This window comes from Rhizobium rhizogenes NBRC 13257 (assembly GCF_000696095.1).
Taxonomy (GTDB): Bacteria; Pseudomonadota; Alphaproteobacteria; order Rhizobiales; family Rhizobiaceae; genus Rhizobium; species Rhizobium rhizogenes.
Genome location: NZ_BAYX01000009.1, coordinates 11853 through 32947, shown reverse-complemented (window position 1 = coordinate 32947; position 21095 = coordinate 11853). Strand labels below are relative to the sequence as shown.

Here is a 21095-nt window from a genome sequence, read left to right as displayed (position 1 = left end):
CGGCCTATTCGAACGCAAGCGTGGTTTCCATGGCATGCTCGCCGTCGATGACGAGAATGCCCCAGTTCTTGCCCTTGATATCGTAATTTTTCGGCAGCTTGCCGATGGCAATGTCGGTCGCAAAAGTCTTGCCGTCGCGCTTGCCGTTGGCCTGTTTGAAAAAGACGTAGCCGGTCGGTCCGGTCACATAGATCAGCGGCGCATCTCCGGTTTCCTCCGGCAGCGTCAGGCGCAGTGAAAGTGTCTTCGTATCCGTCGAAAGACTGTGGCTTTCGACCGTAAAATCCGGCGCCGGGCCTTGCGGCAGCGCCGCGTCGGCCGCATCGAGCAAGGCCTGTTCATGCGGGGTCGACTGACCGGCGGCCGACAGTGGCAGCGAAAGCGCAGCCTGGAACGGAATGCAGATATCCTTGCAGAGGCCGATGAAAGCCGTGAGCTGGAGGGTCGCCGGTTGCTTGCCCTCGACACGAAAATCCAGCGGAAATGTCACCGGCGCGTCATAGCCGATCTCCTGGATCGTGCCGACGGTGATCGGCTTGGGCACGGGAAAACCCATCTTCGTAAGCGTCACGCCACTGTCCGGCACCGGACTGACCTGCGGTGGAATTCCACTCTCGCCGGGCTCTCGCCAGTAGGTAATCCAGCCGGGTGCCGGCTCGATCTGCAACGCGGCGCGTATATGACCTTGCGCGTCCGGCGCCAGCGCCACCAACCGCATGCGGCCGCCCTGATTGTCGGCCCAGTCGCTCATGGCAGCATGGGCCGGGGAAGAGGCAAGTATCGCCGCCGCGAGCACGCCCATCGGCATTCCAAACAGGCGGGCTAAAGAGAGTTTTTCCAACATGGAGCAAGGGTTTACCGGATGGCGTCGTGCTGTGCCAGAACAGCGGGAAAAAGAAATGATCATTTTCAGTTGATTGATTTATGACATTGCCCCATCTTTCTTCTCAGGGGCGCAGTTACGGACTGCAGTCAGGAGGCACGATGTCCCTATCGACGTTGAAGAATAGACGCGAAAGAGGTTTGCTCGACGGCCAGTTCCTGATTGCCATGCCCGGCATGGAGGATCGGAATTTCAACCGTACGGTGATCTATATCTGTGCCCATTCCGATGCCGGCGCCATGGGTTTCGTCATCAACCGTGCGCAGAACCTGACCTTTACCGACGTGCTGCTGCATCTGGATATGATCAAGGACGACGATGCCATCGTCCTGCCGCCAGTCGCACGGGATTTCCCGATTCAGACCGGCGGACCGGTCGAAAGTGGCCGGGGCTTCGTCCTGCACTCCGACGACTATCTGAGCGACGGCAGCATCCCGGTCAGCGATGACATCAGCCTGACGGCGACGCTGGATATCGTGCGCGCCATTTCCAGGGGAAGCGGGCCGAAGCGCGCCACCATGTTGCTTGGCTACGCCGGCTGGGGAGCAGGCCAACTGGAGGCGGAGATCGGCAGCAACGGCTGGCTGAACTGCCCGGCCAATGAGGAGTTGATTTTCGACCGCAGCCTTGACGACAAGTATGAACGCGCTCTGGCTTTGATGGGCATCAACGCCGCCATGCTGTCGCCGCATGCGGGGCACGCGTAATCTATTTGCGCGGAACGAAACACTTCTCGTGACGTTTCCTCCTGACAGCACCGGCAACTCCGCTGGTGCCGAATGAGGAGGTGCTAGACATGGGCAGCATGAGTGACAAGATATCCGGCAAGGTCAATGAAGTGGCCGGCAAGGCCAAACAGGCCGTCGGCAAGGCCACCGATGACAAGCGCATGCGCGCCGAAGGGGCAGCCCAGGAAACTAAGGGCAAGGTGCAATCGGCTGTCGGCAAGGCCAAGGACAAGGTCAAGGGTGCGGTCGACCGGATGTGATCGGACTGGCGATTAAGCATTGGCTTATAAATCGCCGCGCCGTTTGATAGACTGCCAAAGCAAAGAGCCTGTCACGAACGCGCGACAGGCTCTTTTATGTCCGTCATGGCTTAATTGTGGGGGCTTTCCATGCGGCTTTTTGCCTGTGACCATTGCGGCCAGCCGGTGCATTTCGATAACAGGCAGTGCATACGATGCGGCCATCAGCTCGGCTTTGTTCCCGAGCTTTTGGCGATCTACGCGCTTGAGGCCGGCGATGGACAGAGTTGGTGCGTGCTCGCCGAGCCGGATCGCACGGTGCGTTTTTGCGCCAATGCCGAGCTCGATATCTGCAACTGGCTTGTGGATGCGGCGGATCCGGAACCTTTCTGCCTGGCGTGTCGCCATAATCGCCTAGTACCGAACACCGATACGCAACAGGGCATCGACCGTTGGCGGCGGATCGGCCAGGCGGAGCGGCATCTGTTTTATTCGCTGTTGCGCTGGAACCTGCCGCATCCCGATCGCAAGCAGGATCCGCAGGGCGGTCTGGTCTTCGATTTCCTCGAGGACGAGGTGCAGGGCGGTTATGTCGTACCGGCCAGGACCGGGCATGAGGAAGGACTGATCGCCATTCGCGCCGCCGAGGCCGATGACGTGACGCGCGAACAGGCGCGTGCCTCGATGAACGAGCCTTACCGCACCTTGCTCGGCCATTTCCGCCACGAGACCGGCCATTTCATCTGGAACAAGCTGATCCGCGACCGCAACCAGTTCGACACCTTCCGCGCCGTCTTCGGCGACGAGCGGGTGGATTACGGAGTTGCCCTGCAGCAACACTATGACAACGGCCCGCCGCCGAACTGGCGGGACAATTTCATCAGTGCCTATGCCAGCGCCCACCCCTGGGAAGATTTCGCCGAATGTTTCGCGCATTATCTCCATATCGTCGACACGCTGGAGACCGCCCGCTCTTTCGGCCTGGCGGTTGATCCCTTCGGCTATCACGAGATGGCGGCCGAGGTGGATTTCAATCCCTATAGGGCCGAAAGCGCCGCGCAGCTGGTCAGCGCCTGGATCCCCTTGAGCGTCGCCATCAATGCCATCCAGCGCAGCATGGGCCAGCCGGATGCGTACCCATTCATCCTGTCGTCGCCGGTGGTGACGAAGCTGGAATATATCCGGCAGGTGATTGGCGGGGTGTGATTTTCACCCTTCCCTTGAGGGGTAGGGTCGGAGCGAAGCTCCGGGGTAGGGTGATGTCTCCTCGCATTCAGGGTCACCCCCACCCGCGCGTTCCGCGCGACCTCCCCCATCAAAGGGGGAGGTGGATATTATATCAAGCCCGCTTCGTCAGCGGAAAGCGTTCCTTCAGCAGCCGCAGCACCGAGTCCGTGCCCATCGGCGGTCCGAAGATGAAGCTCTGGCCGTAGGCGCAGCCCATCTTGGCGAGTTCGAGCGCGTCTTCTTCCGATTCGATACCTTCGGCGACGACGCGCATGTTGAGTTCGCGGGCCATGGAGATGACGGAGCGCAGAAGTATGGCCTTCTTGTCGCTTTCGTCACAGACCATCGTCTTGTCGAGCTTGATCGTGTCGAAGGGGAAACGGGTGAGGTAGGAGAGCGAGGAATAGCCGGTGCCGAAATCGTCAAGCGCCAGGCCGATGCCGGCATCGCGCAGCTTGCCGAGCACGAGGCGGGCCTGTTCCGGGTTCTCCATCACCTGCGATTCCGTCAATTCGAGCTTGATGCGGTGCGGTTCGCAATGGGTTTTCGCGAGCAGGGCTCGGATATCGTCGTAAAGCTCGTTGTTGAGGAGCTGCACGCTGGAGAGGTTGATGGATACGAAGAGCGGCAGGTCGCCCGTCTGGCGCTGCCAGGCCATCAGGTCGTTGGTCGCCTGTTCCAGCGCGAACATGCCGAGCGGGCCGATAATATCGGAGGCTTCGGCGATCGGGATGAATTCCGACGGCGGAATATTGCCGCGCTTGGGATGTTCCCAGCGCATCAGCGCCTCGAAACCGGCAACCTCAGCGTCTTCCAGTCGAACAATCGGCTGGTAGACCAGCGACAGTTCCTTGCGCTCGACGGCGCGGCGCAGATCCGTTTCAAGCTGTAGGCGGTCGGTGCCGAAGCTGCGGAAGGCGGGCTGGAAAGGCTCGACGCGATTGCCGCCGGCGCGCTTGGCGCGGTACATCGCAAGCTCGGCATCGCTCAATAGGCCCGAGGCATTTTCCTGCTGGTCGACCCAGGATGTCAGGCCGATCGATGCCGTCAGAATGATCTCGCGATTGGCAAAGTTGATAGGCACCATGATCGCCTTGCTGATCGCATCGGCGAAATCGGCGACCTTGGCCGGATCGCGCTCTGACACCAGGATGAGGCCGAACTGGTCGCCGGAGAGCCGTGCCAGCGTATCCTGCGGCTTCATAAGGCGGCGCAGGCGCCGGGTCAGGGCAATCAGGATATTATCGCCCGCCGCAACGCCGAGCGTATCGTTGACCAGCTTGTAGCGGTCGATGTCGATCACCATCACCGTCGGGCGAAGCTGATTGCCTTCCGGCGCCAAAGTGAGCACGGCCTGCAGGCGGTCGAGGAAGACCTGACGGTTCGGAAGGCCGGTCAGATTGTCGTGCAACGCATCGTGCAGCAGCCGCTCGATCGAGTTCTTCTGCTCGGTGACATCGACGATGGTGCCGACGCAGCGGATAATTTCGCCGTTCGAACCGAGTACCGGCCGTGCGCGGATCGACAGCCAATGGAAATGCCCGTCTTCGGCACGAATGCGGAATTCATGATTCAGCCGGCCGCGGCGATGTTCGAGAAGCACATCGAGCGTGGCACGGAAACGGTCGCGATCGTCGGGATGCAGCCGCGGCAGCCAGTTGCGCGCCGCGCCATGCATGGTTCCGGGCGACAGGCCAAGCTTCGTCGAGATATCCGGTGTCGTTACGACGCGGTCGCGCGCCACATCCCAGTCCCAGACGGTGTCGCCGGAGCCGGTCAGCGCCAGCGATTGCCGCTCGAGATCGGAGAACAGGCCCTGCTGGAACGCGCCGCCGGCAAAGGCATGCTGCATCACGGTGAAGCCGATCAGGAGCACGATCAGCACGAGGCCGCCGCCGAGCGCCGGCTGAATGATGTCGTTGTCGAGCTTGCCGGTGATCGTCATCCAGCCGCCGAACAGCCAAACCAGGATCAGAGCCCAGGCGGGCACCAGCAGAATGGCGCGATCGTAACGGCTGAAGCCGAGATAGATGATCAGCAGCAGGCCCGCCGTCGCCGTCAGCGCCAGCGACAGGCGCGCGATGCCGGACGCGATCGACGGATCGTAGATCGCCACGCCGAAAAGCAAGGCGAGACCGAGAATCCAAGCGAGCGTCACGTAGCCCAGATGGGCATGCCAACGATTGAGGTTCAGATAGGTGAACAGGAAGATCACCAGGCTCGACGCGAGCGCCACCTCCGCACAGGCGCGCCATATTCGCTGATCGCTGGAGGTAATGCTGATGAGTTTGCCGAGGAAGCCGAAGTCGACGCAGATATACCCGAGCACCGCCCACGCAAGTGCGGCCGTCGCCGGCAGCATCGAGGTGCCCTTGACGACGAAGAGAATGGTCAGGAACACCGCCAGCAGGCCGGCAATGCCGAGCACGATGCCGCGATAGAGCGTGAAGGCGTTGACCGTATCCTTGTAGGCGTTCGGCTCCCAGAGATAGAGCTGCGGCAGGTTCGGCGAGGAAAGCTCGGCGACGAAGGTGACGACAGCGCCCGGGTTCAGCGTGATGCGGAAGACATCGGCCTCGTCGCTCGGCTGACGGTCCAGCGCGAAGCCTTCGCTCGGTGTGATCGCGACGATGCGTTGCGAGCCGAGATCCGGCCAGAACATCTTCGAATTTACCAGACGGAAGTGGGGGGCGACGATGACGCGCTCAAGCTGCTCTTCCGAGACATTGGCGAGCGCGAAGACGGCCCAGTCGCCCTGATGGTTGGGTGAAGAGGAGCGTACCTCGATTCGGCGACGAATACCGTCGGCGCCGGCGGCCGTGGAGACCTGAAAGGCCTCGCCCTGGTTGGTGTAGATCTCCGTCGTCGCGGTGAGGTCCAGCGCGGTGTCGTCGCGCGAAATCTTCACAGGCTCGGCCGCCTGCGCCATGCCGGCCAGGAAAAACAGAATAGTAGCCGCAAGGGCCGCGAGGATCGCGGACGGCCATTTGGTCACCGGCAAGGATGGCTTGAGCGCGGCGGTCATCGCTTGACGGAGTTTCCGTTCAAGTCGGTGTCGGACACCAACCGGGAAAACATCACGTGATCACGCCACTGACCGTTGATTTTGAGATAACCGCGCAAATGACCTTCCCGTTGGAAACCGGCCTTTTCTAAAAGCCGTATGCTACGCTCGTTATCCGGAATACAGGCTGCTTCAATACGGTGCAACTCAAGTCCGGAAAAGATATAGGGTATAACCAACCGAAGTGCGGCGAACATATGGCCCTGACCGGAATGACGCTCGCCCATCCAATATCCGATCATGCAGCTTTGCGCGGCACCCCGGCGAATATAGCCAATCGTGATGCCGCCAAGTAATGTGCTGTTTTCCTTAAGGAAAACGAAAAGAGGAATGGCCTGGCCGGAGCTGTATTCCTGTTTTCCCCGAATGACTCTGGCCCGATAAGCGCCTTCAGTCAGCTCATCGTGGCGCCAGGTCGGCTCCCAGGGCTCCAGAAAACGGCGGCTCTCGGCTCTCAGCCTGTGCCATTGGTTAAAATCAGAATAACGCGGCAGGCGCAGCACATAGGTCGCGTCTTCAAGTTCAACCGCGTCCGGATGACGTGACAGAAACCGAAAGACCGATTTTTGCATTCCGCCCAACACTCCCCCGAGAATTGATCCGATCGGCACGCGAAGCGGGTTTTAGCCGCTCGCGCTTTTGGAGGCGGGGGTCGATGAAGACAGCGACGTGACGATGTCTTCCATCGGCGCCAGCTGCTCCAGCGGTCCGATCGCCGACAGCGTCGGCACAGTATCGAAGAACAGGCGGCCGGCAAGGTCCGTCAGGCGTTCGATGGTAATGCCCTGCAGACGCTCCTGCATCTCCTGGTTCGGGATCGGCCGGCCATAGAGCATCATCTGCCGGGCGACCTGACCTGCGCGGGCTGCCGGGCTTTCCTGACCCATCAGCAACTGCGCGCGGATCTGGGCGCGGGCGCGCTCGATTTCCTGCTGCTCGATCTTGTGGGAGGCTTTGTGCAGTTCGTCGACGATGACCGGCACCAGTTCCGGCAGGTTTTCGCCGCCGGTGGCGGCATGGATGCCGAAGATGCCGGTGTCGGAAAAGCCCCAATGGAAGGCATAGACGGAATAGCAGAGACCGCGAAGCTCGCGCACTTCCTGGAACAGCCGCGAGGACATGCCGCCGCCAAGCACATTGGCAAGGATCTGCGAACAGTAGAAATCGCGCGTGTGGTAAGCGCGGCCCTCGAAGCCGAGCAGGATCTGCGCATCCATCAGGTCGCGCGTCTCGCGGATATTGCCGCCGATATAGCGGGCCGGCTCAATGATGGGCGGAGCGGACGGTTTGGTCGGCAGGCTGGAAAAACGCTCCTCGACCTGGCGCACGAAGCTGTCATGGTCCACGGCACCGGCGGCCACCACGAACATGCGGTCGGTCGTGTAGTTGCGGTCGAGATAGCCGCGAATCTGTGCGGGCGAGAAGGAAACGACGGTTTCCGGCGTGCCGAGGATGGCGCGTCCAAGCGTCTGGCCACGATAAGCGACTTCGGAAAACTTGTCGAAGACCACGTCGTCGGGCGTGTCGTTCGCCGCGTTGATTTCCTGAAGAATGACCTGTTTTTCGCGGGCCAGTTCCTCTTCGTCGAAGGCGGACTCGGTCAGAATATCGGCAAGGATATCGACGGCGAGCGGCACATCGTCCCGCAACACGCGGGCATAATAGGAGGTCGTCTCGGTGGAGGTGGCGGCGTTGACTTCGCCGCCGACATTCTCGATTTCCTCGGCGATCTGCCGCGCGGAGCGGCGGGCAGTGCCCTTGAACGCCATGTGTTCGAGCAGATGGGCGATGCCGTGCTCCGCCTCGGTTTCGTTACGCGAACCCGATTTGATCCAAACGCCAAGCGCCACGCTTTCCAGATGTGGCATCGTTTGGGTCGCTACTGTCAACCCGGACGCAAGCCGGGTGCACTCCACTGTCATCGCTTGTCTTTCTGCGTTTATCATTCCCCGGCCCGAGTATGGTTGCCGATGAAAGTTTCAACGGCTTTAAGCTCCGGATCGAGGACGTCGAAACGCTCCTCCCTGTTCATCAGTCCAGCAAGCCACGTCGGAAGCGCCGGGTCAATACCACATGCCGATTTTACTGCGGCGGGGAATTTTGCCGGGTGCGCGGTTGCAAGCGTCACCATGGGACTCGTTGGTTTCTCATTCTTTTCCGCCACGAAGACGCCAATGGCGGTGTGCGGGTCGATGAGATATCCGGTGTCGTCGAGGGTTTTGCGGATTGTCGCGGCCACCTGCTTTTCGCTGGCACGGCCGGCCCGGAAGTCCTTCTTGATGAACTTCAGTGCGTCTTCGCCGATCGCGAAACCGTTCGATTGTTTCAGGCTTTCCATCGCGGCGCGCACCTTCGATGCATCGCGGCCATGGGCTTCGAACAATAGCCGTTCGAAATTGGAGGAGATTTGGATGTCCATCGACGGCGCCGTGGTCGACTTGACCGCGCGCATCTCGTAGCGCCCGGTCTTCAGCGTGCGGGCGAGGATATCGTTTTCATTGGTCGCGATCACCAGCCGGTCGATCGGCAGACCCATGCGCTTGGCGACATAGCCGGCGAAGATATCGCCGAAATTACCTGTGGGGACAGTGAAGGAAATCTTCCGGTCCGGCCCGCCGAGCGCGACGGCGGTGGTGAAGTAATAGACCACCTGCGCCATGATGCGTGCCCAGTTGATCGAATTGACGCCGGACAGCCTGACGCCGTCGCGGAAAGCCTTGTCGTTGAACATCGCTTTGACAAGGTTCTGGCAATCGTCGAAATTGCCGTTGATCGCCAGCGCATGCACGTTGGCGGCCGTCGAGGTCGTCATCTGCCGCTGCTGCACCGGCGAGACCTTGCCGTTGGGGAAGAGAATGAAGATGTCCGTGCGGTCGCGTCCGGCAAAGGCATCGATCGCAGCGCCGCCCGTGTCGCCCGAGGTCGCACCGACGATGGTCGCCCGTTGCCCGCGCTTTTCCAGCGCATAGTCCATCAGTCGCGCGAGCAGCTGCATGGCGACATCCTTGAAGGCGAGCGTCGTGCCGTGGAACAGCTCCATGACGAAGCTGTTCGGACCGGTCTGCACCAGCGGGGCGACGGCCGGGTGACGGAAGGTGGCATAGGCCTCATCGATCATGCCGCGGAAGACGTCATCGGGGATTTCGCCATTGGTGAAGGGCGACAGCACCGCGAAGGCGACCTCCTGGTAGCTCTTGCCGCGGAAGGCGCGAATCTCTTTTTTCGTCAGGCTCGGCCATTGCCGGGGAACATAGAGCCCGCCATCACGAGCAAGGCCGGCCAGAAGAGCGTCGCAGAAGCCAAGGGCAGGGGCTTCTCCCCGCGTTGAGATATAGTCCACGGTATAGAATTCCTTTGGTCGCAAAATTGCCTGAGTGATGGGTTGAGAGAGTAGAAGAACGAAGCGATGGCCGTCCGTCTTTTTGCGTCGGATCAGCCGCGTGGTTTTCGCGTTTGCGCAATGTCCGTCCGGTGGCTTCCGGAGGGCGGCGGCTTTCGCCAATCTGTCGACGTCGAAAAGTGAGCCAAAACGGTGTCTACCCAATCGATTTTTCGCTGCGTCGCTGGTATAGACCATCGCCAAGTGTCATAAAAGGCCCGTCGAACAGGCTGCAGGCCGATAATGTAAATTATATGCAGAGGGTGGAATTATAGTGTTTGGCAGGGTTTCGCGTCGTCTTTTCTCCGCTTCGCTTCTGGCATTGCTGGCAGGTTGCAGTTCTCTCGGTTTCGGCGGTGGCGGCGACAAGCAGCCCGCGACGGATGTGACGGTGGCGCCTGCGGCGGGAGCTGCTGGCTCTGCCCAGCCGGTCACCGGCGGTCAGGCCTATATCGCCGGCAAATGCCCGCAAGTGGTGATCCGCGACGAGGCATCCACCTATCGCACCTATGCCAAGGGCGCCAAGGACGATCCGAACCAGTTGACCTATCAGGCATCGCTCGCCCAGGCGACGCGCCAGTGCACGAGCGATGGCACCAGCCTTGGCATCAACATTGCCGCCCAAGGGCGTCTTGTCGCCGGCCCGATGGGTAGTTCCGGCACGGTCACCCTGCCGGTGCATGTCGCCGTCATGGACAACAACACGGCGCTCTACGACAAGACCATTAACTTCACCGCCGAAATCCCGCCGGGCGAGACGACCACGCAATTCCTGTTCACCGCAAACGACATCAAGGTCGCCGGTGGTTCGGGCGGCTTCACCATTGTCCAGCTCAGCTTCGATCAAGGTCCGCAGAAGCCAGCAAAGGCCGAGAAGCCGGCTCGCAGGAAGCACGCAGCGACAAACTAAGCGTTCAAGCAGCAAGGCAGTAGGCTGAAACTATTGCCTGCTGCCTTACAGAACTCCGTCCCATTCCGCCAAAGCCATTACCACGCCCGGAAGGTCAACCATCCGGGCGATGACCGTTTCGGCGCCCGCATCCGTCAGCTTGTCGGCGTGCGACGGGTAGGTGTGTGATGCCCCGGTAAAGCCGATGACGCGCATGCCGGCGGCCCGCGCCGCCTGGACGCCGTGAACGGAATCTTCGACGACGATTGTGTTGGCCGGCGAGACATTCATTTGCTTGGCGCCATGCAGGAAGATATCCGGCTTCGGCTTGACGCGATCGGCGCCGAGATCCTTGGCGGAATAGATGTGCGGCGCGAACAGCTCCTTGTAGCCGACCTTGGTGAGCATCATGTTGAGGCGCGCCGAGCTGGAATTCGAGCAGATGCAGCGCGGCATCGGCAGGCGCGACAGGGCAAGCGGTACGCCGGGGATAGCCTTGACGTCGCTGGCGAGCTTCAGATCGAGCAGCTTCTCGGACTTATCGAGGAGCGATGCGGAGAGCGGGATGCTCGCCTCGCGCTCAACCTGGAACAGGATGTTCTGCCAGGTCATGCCGGCGAAGCGCTCGCCCATTTCCTCGGTGCTGATTGGATAGCCGGCGTCCGTCAGCAGCTTGGATTCGACTTCCGCCGCGATGATTTCCGAATCGACCAGAACGCCGTCGCAGTCGAAGATGATGAGGTCGAAGCCATTGCTCATGAGGATATTCTGCCTTTGAAGAGGGCGCTGGATCGGGCATCGCCTTGTCCGAAAGCCGTCCACGGCCTTCGGGGCATGCTCTGAAATGGGATCGTGCGGCTTTACACGATGCGCCGGCAAAGCTCAACCGTTCGGCGGGCATGGCTGGACTGCGCTGGCGGAAAGGGTCCTTGAGTGCTCGACAATCGGCAATCCCGCCTTTAAGGATCAGCCATGGCCAAAGAGCGCGACGACACGATTGCCAGCCGTATCAGCCGGGTGCTTGCCGACCGCATCATCCGCGGCGAGATCGCGCCCGATGCGCGGCTGCGGCAGGATCATATCGCCGAGGAGTTCGGCGCTAGCCATGTGCCAGTGCGTGAGGCGTTCCGGCGCCTGGAGGCGCAGGGTTTGGCGATCAGTGAGCCCCGTCGCGGCGTTCGCGTCGCTTCTTTCGATCTCAAGGAAGTCCGTGAAGTCGCCGAAATGCGGGCGGCGCTCGAAAGCCTGGCGCTCAAGCACGCGGCGCAGCATCTAACGCCGGCCATTCTTGATGCCGCCGAGGAGGCGACGCGGGAAGGGGATGCCGCCGCCGATGTTCGCGCCTGGGAAGAAGCGAATCGCCGTTTCCACCGTTTGATCCTGGCTCCCTGTGATATGGCGCGGCTACTCGCCTCGATCGATGATCTGCATGCCGCCAGCGCCCGCTTCCTCTTTTCCGCATGGCAATCGGGCTGGGAAAAGCGCACCGACCATGACCATCGCGCTATCCTTTTTGCCCTGCGCCAGGGGCGGACGGAGGAGGCTGCGTCTATCCTGCAGAAACATGTGCAGTGGATCGGCCGGGCACCGGTTCGGACACCTTCCGGGGTGACGCGCGAAGCATTTGCGATTGTCGGATAGCTCTCCGCGCAAATTATAGATAATTCAGCAGTGGCCTTTCGCCTACCTTTGCGGTGGAAAGGAGGATTGCACCCGGCTGCCTCTTGCATCGCGCTCCAATTTTCTTCATAAAAATAGATGAGACTCAAAAATTATCTATAGTTTTAAAAGGAGAGCCATATGTCCCTGTTGCATCATCATGAAGAGACCACCTTCGATCCGCTGCGCCTCGGCGGTCGGTCGCTGATCGTCAAGGCAATTTTCGTTCTTGCGGGCACGCTGATGCTGACGCTTGCTTCGTGGATCTCGGTGCCGATGGTGCCGGTGCCGATCACCATGCAGACCTTTGCGGTCACCATGATCGGCGCACTCTATGGCTGGCGTCTTGGCACGCTCACCATTCTTGCCTGGCTGGGCGAGGCGATGATCGGTTTCCCAGTTCTCGCCGGCGGCGCCGGCGGCATTGCCCCCTTCATGGGGCCGACGGCCGGCTATCTCGTCTCCTTTCCGATCATGGGCGCGCTGGTTGGCTGGCTTGCCGAGCGTGGCTGGAGCGGTGATCGCGTCGTGCGCAGCTTTACAGCGCATCTTGCCGGCAACGCCCTTGGCCTGGCGATCGGTGGCGCCTGGCTCGCCATGCTGATCGGCGCGGAAAAGGGCTGGCTCCTCGGTATTGCCCCCTTCATTCTCGGTGCCGTCCTGAAGTCAGCGCTGGCTGCCGCCGTACTCAAGGGTGTGAAGCTCTATGGCGGCAAGGCGCGCCTGAATTGACCATCCGGCTTCGTGCCCATCATCTGCTCTGCATGCTGACCTTCGTCGGTGAAGGCTATACGCCGGCCTTCACCGCCAACTATCGCCGCATAGCCGAGCGTTTGACGGCCGGAGAAGAGATCAAACTCGTCTCCGGCCCAGACGACATCTGCGCGCCGCTTCTCGACGAGAAGGAGCCGCATTGTTTCAAGGATTCCGTGATCGAGCGCGACGCCGCCGCCCTGGCGGATGTGGTCGCGCTGCTGGGCGAAGAACTCGCGCCCGGCTCGGTCGTCGTTCCCGATGCCAGTCTTCTCGCCAAACTGCGACGGAATTTTGCCAGCGGAGACATTCGCCATGCCTGTCTCGGCTGCGAATGGACGGGGCTTTGCAGCCGTATCGCCGCGGACAGTTTCAAAGGCGTGCTGGTGGGTCAAACTACGTGAAGCCATAAGCCCAACGGGCGTTTCCTTCTCAATAGCCGAAGAGGATTTCCACGACCTTGTGCGCCCGTATCCGTGGGCCTGGAACGCCCATGTGGTTGGTTAGGACGATGATCGTGCGCTGGGTATCAAGAAGGCGGATTATGTAGTTGTTGTAGGCGACGCAACTGCCTCCGTGCGCGACGTGGCGAAGATCAGTTCCGCCAAGTGCCAGCAGTTGTTCGCGCTCGGAGGCGTTACAGTATGGAAGGACATTCGTGATCCAGCCGAAGCCGTAGCCAACCGGTGCGCCGTCATTGGTTGCGCCGGAGGTAAAGGCTTGCTCCAGTACCGCTTTCGGGACGAGACATTCGGTATTCAAGGCCTGATCCCAGAGAAACAGATCATCGAGCGTGGAGAAGAGACCGCCGTCGCCCGCTGTCAGCAGGGGGTAGTCCCACCGCTGGAATTGACCCTCGTCTTTCCAATAGCCATGCGCCAGCTTGTGACGCGTGGGACGGGACGCATCGTAGACGACGGTATGCTTCATGCCAAGCGGATCGAAAACCTTGGCTTGCAGGAATTCGGCAAAGGATTGACCGGAGACAATCGCTACGATCATCGCCAGCAGCGTATAGCCCACGCCGCTATAGGCGTACTGCGTGCCGACGGGGAACTCCAGTCCTGCTAGGCCGATGGTTCGTTCGAGTACGGCCTCATTGGTGACGCCGGTGACATCGCGGGTCCATTCGGGGATCCCTGCGTTGGAGCTGAAGAACTCCATATATCCCGGCAGCCCCGCCGTGTGATTCAGCAAATGGCGAATGGAGATTTCCGCGCTCCATAATGGAAGCTGCGGGAAATAGGCTGGCAGGCAATCTTCGTAGTTTAGTCTCCCGTCCTCAGCCAGCAGCATGATCGCCATGGCGGTGAACTGTTTGGAGATCGAGCCCAGATAAAACGACGTGTCCGTTGTAATCGGCCGCTGGGTTTCCAGATCGGCAAGGCCATAACACTTGCTGTAGGTGATCTCGTCATGATCGATAACGAGGAGTGCTGCGCCCGGATGCTGCGGCACGTCCATATCGGCAAAGACCGCATCAATCTTGCCGGCGAGCCTGTCCATCGATCTCTCCCTTCGAGCGAGGGGATGATACACCGCTGCTTTGCACCGTGGAACCCGAAGCTGGCCAATGTCGGCTCTCAGTCATTCACGATTTTGGTATGTTCACGCCCTAGCGCCGGACGGTTTGCCGATAGTTTTAATCCGCGCTTTCCAGTTCCCTGGCGTTGCGCCCGGTTTCAAGGGGAAACAGCGCCAGGAAGCGCCGCTCGCCTTCCGAGGTGAACAGGATTGAGCGGCTGTCTTCCATTCGGTGCGCCCAACCCTTGTCGAAGAAGCTGGATAGCAGCGCCTTGCCGAGGCTGCCGGCAAGATGGGCGCGGCGCTCGCTCCAGTCGAGACAGAAGCGGCAGAGCGGGCGGCGTGTCGAACGCAATCCCGTCACATCTATGCCGATCGAGGTGAGATGCGTTTCGCCGCGTTCCGTCAGCCTCAAGCTCTCATCGACCGCCGAGATCGCGCCGGCCGCAATCAGGCTGTCGAGCATGCGTACGCCGTAATCGCCGGCCAGATGATCGTAGCAGATGCGCGCCTTGCGCAGTGCCGGTTCCTTCGGGCCGGGGCGATAGCGCAGGTGCCCTCGCGTGGCGGCAAAGCCCATGATACTCTCGAGAAGCTTGCCGACGCTGTCGTCGGCCAGTGCGAAATAGCGGTGCCGGCCCTGCTTGCGCTGCGCCAGCAGCCCGCCGGCTTCGAGCTTCGACAGATGCGTGCTCGCTGTCTGCACCGTAATACCGCCGGCCGCCGCCAACTCCGTTGCCGTCAGCGCGCGGCCATCCATCAGCGCGGTGAGCATATTCGCCCGCGCCGGGTCGCCGATGAGTGCGCCAATCTGCGCTATGTCAGGACCTTCCTTCATACTTCGATCGTAACCGAAGCATCGACGTCAGGCAATGTGCGAAAACATCTCCGTTAACGAAGGAGAAAACCATGATCACCTGTTTCATCCGCTACGAAATCGACCCGTTCAAAAAAGATGCCTTCGCCGAATATGCCCGGGCCTGGGGCCAGGTTATACCGCGCAACGGTGTCGATCTCATCGGCTATTTCGCTCCGCACGAGGGGTCTGCGACGACGGCTTACGGCGTCTACAATATCGAGAGCCTGGCCGCCTATGAGGCCTATCGCACCCGTCTCGCTGCCGACCCGCTCGGTCAGGCGAACTTCGATTTTGCGCGCCGTGAACGTCTCTTCGTCAAGGAAGACCGTGTCTTCCTGAAAAACGTATCGTTGCCGCATGGTCCGAAGGTGGCGCCGTGATCGCCGTCATCTTCGAGGTCGTTCCCTATCTCGGCGAACGTCATCACTATCTCGATCTTGCCGGCAAGCTACGCGCCGAACTCGAGACGATCGACGGTTTCATCTCCATCGAACGCTTCGAGAGCCTTAGTTCGCGCGGCAAGATCCTGTCGCTGTCCTTCTGGCGCGACGAGGCGGCGGTGAAGGAATGGCGCAATCGTGAAGCCCATCGCGCCGCGCAAAAGGCCGGGCGAGGGACGGTCTTCGCCGATTACCGCCTGCGCATCGCGCATGTGGTGCGCGATTACGGGATGAACGAACGGGACGAGGCGCCGGCCGATAGCCTGATGGTGCATGATGGATCCAGAACGGTGGAGCCTGGCGACGACTGAAGACAGACTTATTTCCGGGAAATCGTGAAATGTGAGACCCGCTTTAGCCTTTGGTAACCAAGTTAGGTAACCATAACACTCAGTTAAGCGTAACGATTCAGTGTAACAGCGAGTATCACATGGCGTCAGTTTTCCCGCTTGCCGACCTTAGAACTTCCGCAACGCCGGGCTCTTGGGTCGACACGATCATCAAGGGCGATTGCGTGGCGGCTCTTGAAGCACTGCCCACGCATTCCGTCGATGTTATCTTCGCCGACCCACCCTACAATCTCCAGCTTGGCGGCACATTGCACCGTCCCGACCAGTCGCTGGTCGACGCCGTCGATGACGAGTGGGATCAGTTCGCTTCCTTCGAAGCCTATGATGCCTTCACCCGCGCCTGGCTGCTGGCCTGCCGCCGCGTTTTGAAGCCGACTGGCACCATCTGGGTCATCGGCTCCTATCACAACATTTTCCGCGTCGGCGCGACGATGCAGGATCTGAACTTCTGGATCCTGAACGACATCGTTTGGCGCAAGACCAACCCGATGCCGAATTTCAAGGGCCGTCGTTTCCAGAACGCCCATGAGACGATGATCTGGGCGAGCCCGAACGCCAAGACCAAGGGCTACACCTTCAACTACGACGCCATGAAGGCCGCCAATGACGATGTGCAGATGCGCTCGGATTGGCTGTTCCCGATCTGCAACGGCGGCGAGCGCCTGAAGGGTGACGACGGCAAGAAAGTACATCCGACGCAGAAGCCGGAAGCCCTGCTGGCGCGTGTCATCATGGCCTCGTCCAAGCCGGGCGACATCATTCTCGATCCGTTCTTCGGCTCCGGCACCACCGGCGCCGTCGCCAAGCGTCTCGGCCGTCACTTCGTTGGTATCGAGCGCGAGCAGGATTACATCGATGCGGCCAGCGCCCGCATTGCCTCCGTCGAACCGCTCGGCAAGGCGGAGCTGACGGTGATGACCGGCAAGAAGGCTGAAGCCCGCGTTGCCTTCAATGTGCTCGTTGAAAGCGGTCTGATCAAGCCCGGCCAGGTGCTGACGGATGCACGGCGCCGCCATAGCGCCATCGTTCGCGCCGATGGCACGGTTGCTGCCGGCGGCGAGGCCGGCTCCATTCATCGCCTCGGCGCGAAAGTCCAGGGCCTTGATGCATGCAACGGATGGACATTCTGGCACTTCGACGACGGGCAGTCCCTGCGCCCGATCGACGAACTCCGGGCGATCATCCGCAATGATATAGGGAAGGTGGGGTAATCCCACTCATCTGACCGGCACGATCCCGTTCCAAAACCGCCCCACGGTTTTCGGGATCGCACTGCTGCCCATTCCGCACACTCGCCTTTCTCTGTCTTGTACCTCCAGTTAGGGAGGAAGGCGAAACGCCCAGGGCCAAAACCCTGGGCGTTATTTTTTGAGGTTGGCGGCTCAGAATTCCTGATAATCCGTCACATCGACCCGGACGACACGGCCATCCTCGTCGAAGGTGATCGTCTCTTCGCCCTCGCGAATAAGCGGCTTGCCGGTCTTGCTGTTTGTCGCTCGCACGGACCAGACGGAGCGACCGGACAGCGGCGTCAGCGTTTCCACCAATGAATTGGAGGCTGTCTGATCGGGATAGGTGTCGAAATAGCCGCGGAAGGCCTCCATGATCGCCTCGCGGCCGGCAAGGCTGCCGACGCCGTTCGAGACGTAGGTGGCGTTTTCCGCGAAGAAATTCTCGATCGTCGCGTAGTCGAGCCTGTTGATGGCGTCGTGAAACAGGGTGATGCGTTCTGCCGGGTCGAAAATCATGGGCTCAAACCTTAATGCCGTAGGCGGCGAGATCGCTGCGCAGCTTCGCAGCGCCGGTGAAATGAACTGCATGCCAGCCGGCCGCCTTGGCGCCTTCGACGTTGGCGAGCGAATCGTCAATGAAGATCGTCGACGCGGGATCGAGGCCGAAACTCTTCACATGCCTCTCATAGATCGCGACATCCGGCTTGATCAGACCGATATCGCCGGACACGGTAACGCCGCGCGGCTTGTTGAGGAAATCGAAGCGCGCCTGCGCCTCCCGAAACGTGTCGGATGCGAAATTGGTCAGCATGGTGACATCGCGGCCTTCCGCGATCAATCCTTCGAAGATCGCAATGCTGTCATCATAGGCATGCGGCACCATCTCGTGCCAATGCTTGCGGAAGGCGCGGATCTGCTCTTCGCGCTCCGGATGCTCGGCAATTAGCAGCGCCTCTGCCTCTTCCCAGGTGCGGCCGCGATCCTGCTCGATGTTCCATTCGTGGGTGCAGACATTGGTGAGGAACCAGTCACGCTCCGTCTTGTCGGGAATGATACGGCTGTAGGGAATATTCGGATCGTAGTGAATGAGAACCTTGCCGATATCGAAGACAATGTGCCGGATTTCCGTCGTCATGAATGATTTCCTGATGGTTAGGCGCTGGCTTTGCTAAACGCGAGAGGAATAGCCTGGGTGATCGCTTTTTTCATGACGGTCGGCAGGGCCTGCGCTTCAAGATTTGTAACCGGTTCCCACCATCCGTCATTGCGGTTGGCGCCCGCCGCCACTTGAGCGCGATAGATCGACAGCCGCAGTTCGAAGTGGGTGAAGACATGCGTCACGGTCCCCGCTGCCTGCCAATCGGCCGGGAAGGGGGCAGCATCGGTACTGGTTTCGCCGTCGATCCGCGCCGTCCAGCCGGTGGTCGGCACTTCGGTCATGCCGCCGAGCAGGCCGCTGGCAATGCGCCGGCGCAGATAGATCTCACCGTCGCCATTGACCGCCACGAAAGCGGCTCCCTGCCGCACAGGTTTTTCCTTCTTCGCCGCCTTCACCGGAAAATGTTCCGGATCATGCGAGGCCAGCGCCTCGCAGGCGTTGTTGAAAGGACAGAGCGCACAGGCCGGCCGCTTCGGCGTACAGATCGTCGCACCCAGATCCATCATCGCCTGCGCGAAGTCGCCTGGGCGGTCGGCGGGAGTCAGCAACGCCACCTTCTGCTTCATCAGGGGCTTGCCGGCGGGTAGGGGTGTCGAGATGGCATAGAGCCTGGAGATGACGCGCTCGACATTGCCGTCCATGACCGCCGCCTGCCGGTTAAAAGCGATGGCCGCGACTGCTGCGGCTGTGTAATCGCCGATCCCCGGCAAGGCCCGCAGCCCGTCCTCGGTGTCGGGAAATCGCCCACCATGCTCCGCCGCCACGGCTTCCGCGCATTTCTTCAGGTTACGGGCGCGGGCGTAATAGCCAAGGCCAGCCCAGGCGGCCATGACATCGTCGGTGGGCGCTGCTGCCAGATCGCCGACTGTCGGCCAGCGCTCGAGGAACTTGGCGAAATAGGCTTTGACCGCCGGCACGGTGGTCTGCTGCAGCATCACCTCAGACAGCCAGATATGATAGGGATCGGGCCGGATGCCCCGCGCCGCCATCGGCGGCGAGATCCGCCAGGGCAGGTCACGGTGATGGCGGTCGTACCAGGCAAGCAGGGATGCGGCCGTCGGGAATTGAGAAGTCATCGTCATGATTTGCCGCATCGAGGGGAAGTGCTCTATACTTGGCCAAGCTGCGTCGGACGATCAAGGTCCCGATCGCGCAAACGAGGTTCCGGACCGCTAATCATATGAGTTATCCCCGAAAAGGCGAAAAGCAGATTTCCGAGCTGACCAACGGCATCATCGATCCGGTGCTGGCGAAGCGTGCCGGTATCAATACGGCGCTGCTCGGATCCTGGGATGAGATCGCCGGCGAGGATTTCGCCGAATGCACGCGGCCTGAAAAGATTGCCTGGGCCAAGCGTGTAGGCTCGGGCGAGGAGGGCCGCTATCAGCCCGGCGTGCTGACCATCGCCTGCGAAGGCGCCCGCGCCCTGTTCCTGACCCATGCCCAGGGTGAACTCATCCAGCGCATCAACGGCTTCTTCGGCTTCCACGCCGTCAGCCAGATCCGTATCGTCCAGAAGCCTGTCTCGGTTGCCTCAAGACGCTCCCGCACTCCGCCACCGCTGAAGGGCGAGGCGGCCCGCAAGCTGGAGGGAATGATGGATGGTATCGAGGACGACAAGCTGCGGGCTGCAATCCAGAGACTAGGCACGGCGATGGTCTGGAAGCGAGGAAGATAAACCGCTTCAATCGCCATCCCCATGCAATTCTGACGATAATTTAATCTCTCCGTCTTCTCCAGGTCACAATTCTTTGAAGAAAGTTGGTCAACCGTGCCTTGTTAGCGGCAACCAGCCGTTATATCGCAATGGACCATTCACAGACCTCCTAAACGACGGGTGACTCTATGCCGATGTCCGACATGCTCTTGACCAAACGCCACCTGCTGGGCGGCAGTGCCGTTGCGGCCCTCTCGGTAGCGTTCGCTGCCTTTGCCGACACCGCATCCGCCGCCAACGCCACGACGGCTGGTGGCGCGCAGGAGACGACCAGCACGGCCTCCACGCCAGAGGATGAAATTCCCACGGCCGATGGCAGCGTCGACATGAACGAAGTGCTGAAGCCCGGCTCCCTGCCGGAAATCGCGCTCGGCAAGGAAGATGCTCCAGTCAAGATCGTCGAATACATGTCGCTGACCTGCCCGCACTGCGCGCATTTCGCCGTCACCACCTTCGACGCCATCAAGCAGAAGTACATCGATACCGGCAAGGTTCGCTTCGTCATCCGCGAATTCCCGTTCGATCCGCGCGCTGCTGCCGCCTTCATGCTGGCCCGTTGCGCGCCGCAGGAACAGTACATGCCGATGGTCGAAATGCTGTTCAAACAGCAGATCGCCTGGGCTTCGCCTGACGTCGATGGCCGTGCCGCACTGCTGCAAATGTCGAAACTTGCAGGTTTTACTGAGGATAGCTTTACGAAGTGCTTGACGAACCAGAAGCTTCTGGATGATGTCAACTCAGTTAGGGAACGTGCAGCCAAGGATTTCGGCGTCAATGCGACACCGACCTTCCTGATCAACGGCAAGCGTTACGCAGGAGACATGTCGGTTGGTGCCATGTCGAAGCTTATCGACAGCCTTCTCTGACCCGCGCATTTTGCAAATGGCGGGCGGTGGGGAAACCTGCGCGCCCGCTTTTTTGCGCCTCCTCCTTGCGGAGGATGATCTCTGGGGTGCACACATGATCACCCCACCCCGGACCTTTGGTCCGACC

The 21095-nt window shown here is 60.8% G+C and carries 23 protein-coding genes; 12 read left to right on the top strand and 11 right to left on the bottom strand.

Going from position 1 to position 21095, the window contains the following annotated elements; all coding sequences use genetic code 11:
• Window positions 1-4 precede the first annotated feature (4 nt).
• On the bottom strand, window positions 5-802 hold the full coding sequence (locus RRH01S_RS20925; protein WP_080515877.1) for a protein-disulfide reductase DsbD domain-containing protein: 798 nt from the start codon (window positions 800-802) through the stop codon (window positions 5-7).
• A 182-nt stretch (window positions 803-984) separates the two neighbouring features.
• Between RRH01S_RS20925 and RRH01S_RS20920 the strand changes: the two genes are divergently transcribed.
• The 3 genes from RRH01S_RS20920 (at window position 985) to RRH01S_RS20910 (ending at window position 3056) form a co-directional block, all read left to right on the top strand.
• Window positions 985-1590, top strand: coding sequence for a YqgE/AlgH family protein (locus RRH01S_RS20920; RefSeq protein ID WP_007693879.1), 606 nt, complete (start codon window positions 985-987; stop codon window positions 1588-1590).
• Window positions 1591-1679: 89 nt separating this feature from the next.
• Complete coding sequence (locus RRH01S_RS20915; protein ID WP_007693878.1) at window positions 1680-1871, top strand: CsbD family protein; 192 nt, start codon at window positions 1680-1682, stop codon at window positions 1869-1871.
• A gap of 129 nt (window positions 1872-2000) precedes the next feature.
• On the top strand, window positions 2001-3056 hold the full coding sequence (locus tag RRH01S_RS20910) for a zinc-binding metallopeptidase family protein (protein WP_007693877.1): 1056 nt from the start codon (window positions 2001-2003) through the stop codon (window positions 3054-3056).
• A 133-nt stretch (window positions 3057-3189) separates the two neighbouring features.
• On the opposite strand, the gene RRH01S_RS20905 is transcribed toward RRH01S_RS20910, so the two are convergent.
• Genes RRH01S_RS20905 through thrC form a run of 4 tightly spaced genes read right to left on the bottom strand, consistent with a single transcriptional unit; the run spans window position 3190 to window position 9481 of the window.
• Window positions 3190-6102 carry a sensor domain-containing phosphodiesterase gene (locus tag RRH01S_RS20905; RefSeq protein ID WP_007693876.1) on the bottom strand — a complete coding sequence of 971 codons (2913 nt, stop codon included), beginning with the start codon at window positions 6100-6102 and terminating at the stop codon, window positions 3190-3192.
• Window positions 6099-6713 carry a GNAT family N-acetyltransferase gene (locus tag RRH01S_RS20900; RefSeq protein ID WP_007693874.1) on the bottom strand — a complete coding sequence of 205 codons (615 nt, stop codon included), beginning with the start codon at window positions 6711-6713 and terminating at the stop codon, window positions 6099-6101. Before RRH01S_RS20900 ends, RRH01S_RS20905 begins: the two co-directional genes overlap by 4 nt.
• Window positions 6714-6764: 51 nt before the next feature.
• Complete coding sequence (locus RRH01S_RS20895) at window positions 6765-8063, bottom strand: M16 family metallopeptidase (RefSeq protein ID WP_012651063.1); 1299 nt, start codon at window positions 8061-8063, stop codon at window positions 6765-6767.
• A 20-nt stretch (window positions 8064-8083) separates the two neighbouring features.
• Window positions 8084-9481, bottom strand: coding sequence for a threonine synthase (gene thrC / locus RRH01S_RS20890; protein WP_007693869.1), 1398 nt, complete (start codon window positions 9479-9481; stop codon window positions 8084-8086).
• 313 nt (window positions 9482-9794) lie between these two features.
• On the opposite strand from thrC, the gene RRH01S_RS20885 reads away from it, so the two are divergent.
• A complete protein-coding gene (locus RRH01S_RS20885) occupies window positions 9795-10430 on the top strand; it encodes a hypothetical protein (protein ID WP_007693867.1) in 636 nt (211 codons plus the stop codon).
• Between the two features lie 45 nt (window positions 10431-10475).
• On the opposite strand, the gene RRH01S_RS20880 is transcribed toward RRH01S_RS20885, so the two are convergent.
• A complete protein-coding gene (locus RRH01S_RS20880) occupies window positions 10476-11168 on the bottom strand; it encodes an HAD family hydrolase (protein WP_007693865.1) in 693 nt (230 codons plus the stop codon).
• Between the two features lie 213 nt (window positions 11169-11381).
• On the opposite strand from RRH01S_RS20880, the gene RRH01S_RS20875 reads away from it, so the two are divergent.
• The 3 genes from RRH01S_RS20875 (at window position 11382) to RRH01S_RS20865 (ending at window position 13225) form a co-directional block, all read left to right on the top strand.
• The gene (locus RRH01S_RS20875; protein WP_007693863.1) at window positions 11382-12050 is read left to right on the top strand and encodes a GntR family transcriptional regulator; all 669 of its coding nucleotides are present in this window, start codon (window positions 11382-11384) and stop codon (window positions 12048-12050) included.
• 159 nt (window positions 12051-12209) lie between these two features.
• A complete protein-coding gene (locus RRH01S_RS20870; RefSeq protein ID WP_042474099.1) occupies window positions 12210-12800 on the top strand; it encodes a biotin transporter BioY in 591 nt (196 codons plus the stop codon).
• Window positions 12797-13225 (top strand): DUF1284 domain-containing protein, encoded by a 429-nt coding sequence (locus tag RRH01S_RS20865; RefSeq protein WP_042474096.1) that lies wholly within the window; start codon window positions 12797-12799, stop codon window positions 13223-13225. Before RRH01S_RS20870 ends, RRH01S_RS20865 begins: the two co-directional genes overlap by 4 nt.
• A 28-nt stretch (window positions 13226-13253) precedes the next feature.
• Here the strand turns inward: RRH01S_RS20865 and RRH01S_RS20860 are convergent, their stop codons facing one another.
• A complete protein-coding gene (locus RRH01S_RS20860) occupies window positions 13254-14327 on the bottom strand; it encodes a serine hydrolase domain-containing protein (RefSeq protein ID WP_042474092.1) in 1074 nt (357 codons plus the stop codon).
• Between the two features lie 136 nt (window positions 14328-14463).
• Window positions 14464-15183: an ArsR/SmtB family transcription factor gene (locus RRH01S_RS20855; RefSeq protein WP_042474089.1), complete on the bottom strand. Its 720-nt coding sequence runs from the start codon at window positions 15181-15183 to the stop codon at window positions 14464-14466.
• A 71-nt stretch (window positions 15184-15254) separates the two neighbouring features.
• Here RRH01S_RS20855 and RRH01S_RS20850 point away from each other — a divergent pair, with 71 nt between their 5' ends.
• From RRH01S_RS20850 to RRH01S_RS20840, 3 genes are all read left to right on the top strand, one after another.
• Window positions 15255-15584 carry an NIPSNAP family protein gene (locus RRH01S_RS20850; RefSeq protein ID WP_007693855.1) on the top strand — a complete coding sequence of 110 codons (330 nt, stop codon included), beginning with the start codon at window positions 15255-15257 and terminating at the stop codon, window positions 15582-15584.
• On the top strand, window positions 15581-15955 hold the full coding sequence (locus tag RRH01S_RS20845) for an antibiotic biosynthesis monooxygenase family protein (protein WP_042474086.1): 375 nt from the start codon (window positions 15581-15583) through the stop codon (window positions 15953-15955). Before RRH01S_RS20850 ends, RRH01S_RS20845 begins: the two co-directional genes overlap by 4 nt.
• A gap of 119 nt (window positions 15956-16074) precedes the next feature.
• The gene (locus RRH01S_RS20840) at window positions 16075-17205 is read left to right on the top strand and encodes a site-specific DNA-methyltransferase (RefSeq protein WP_042474083.1); all 1131 of its coding nucleotides are present in this window, start codon (window positions 16075-16077) and stop codon (window positions 17203-17205) included.
• A 171-nt stretch (window positions 17206-17376) separates the two neighbouring features.
• On the opposite strand, the gene RRH01S_RS20835 is transcribed toward RRH01S_RS20840, so the two are convergent.
• The 3 genes from RRH01S_RS20835 to mutY are packed head-to-tail and all read right to left on the bottom strand — an operon-like array spanning window position 17377 to window position 19467.
• Entirely contained in the window at window positions 17377-17742 is a 366-nt protein-coding gene (locus tag RRH01S_RS20835; RefSeq protein ID WP_007693849.1) for a YybH family protein, read from the bottom strand.
• A 4-nt stretch (window positions 17743-17746) separates the two neighbouring features.
• On the bottom strand, window positions 17747-18361 hold the full coding sequence (locus RRH01S_RS20830) for an HAD family hydrolase (RefSeq protein WP_037223287.1): 615 nt from the start codon (window positions 18359-18361) through the stop codon (window positions 17747-17749).
• A gap of 17 nt (window positions 18362-18378) precedes the next feature.
• Window positions 18379-19467, bottom strand: coding sequence for an A/G-specific adenine glycosylase (gene mutY / locus RRH01S_RS20825; RefSeq protein WP_042474080.1), 1089 nt, complete (start codon window positions 19465-19467; stop codon window positions 18379-18381).
• Window positions 19468-19565: 98 nt separating this feature from the next.
• Between mutY and RRH01S_RS20820 the strand changes: the two genes are divergently transcribed.
• Both RRH01S_RS20820 and RRH01S_RS20815 read left to right on the top strand, forming a co-directional pair.
• Window positions 19566-20063, top strand: a complete 498-nt coding sequence (locus RRH01S_RS20820) for a DUF721 domain-containing protein (protein ID WP_037223296.1) — start codon at window positions 19566-19568, stop codon at window positions 20061-20063.
• 167 nt (window positions 20064-20230) lie between these two features.
• The gene (locus RRH01S_RS20815) at window positions 20231-20968 is read left to right on the top strand and encodes a DsbA family protein (protein WP_037223285.1); all 738 of its coding nucleotides are present in this window, start codon (window positions 20231-20233) and stop codon (window positions 20966-20968) included.
• The last annotated feature ends 127 nt before the right edge of the window (window positions 20969-21095 follow it).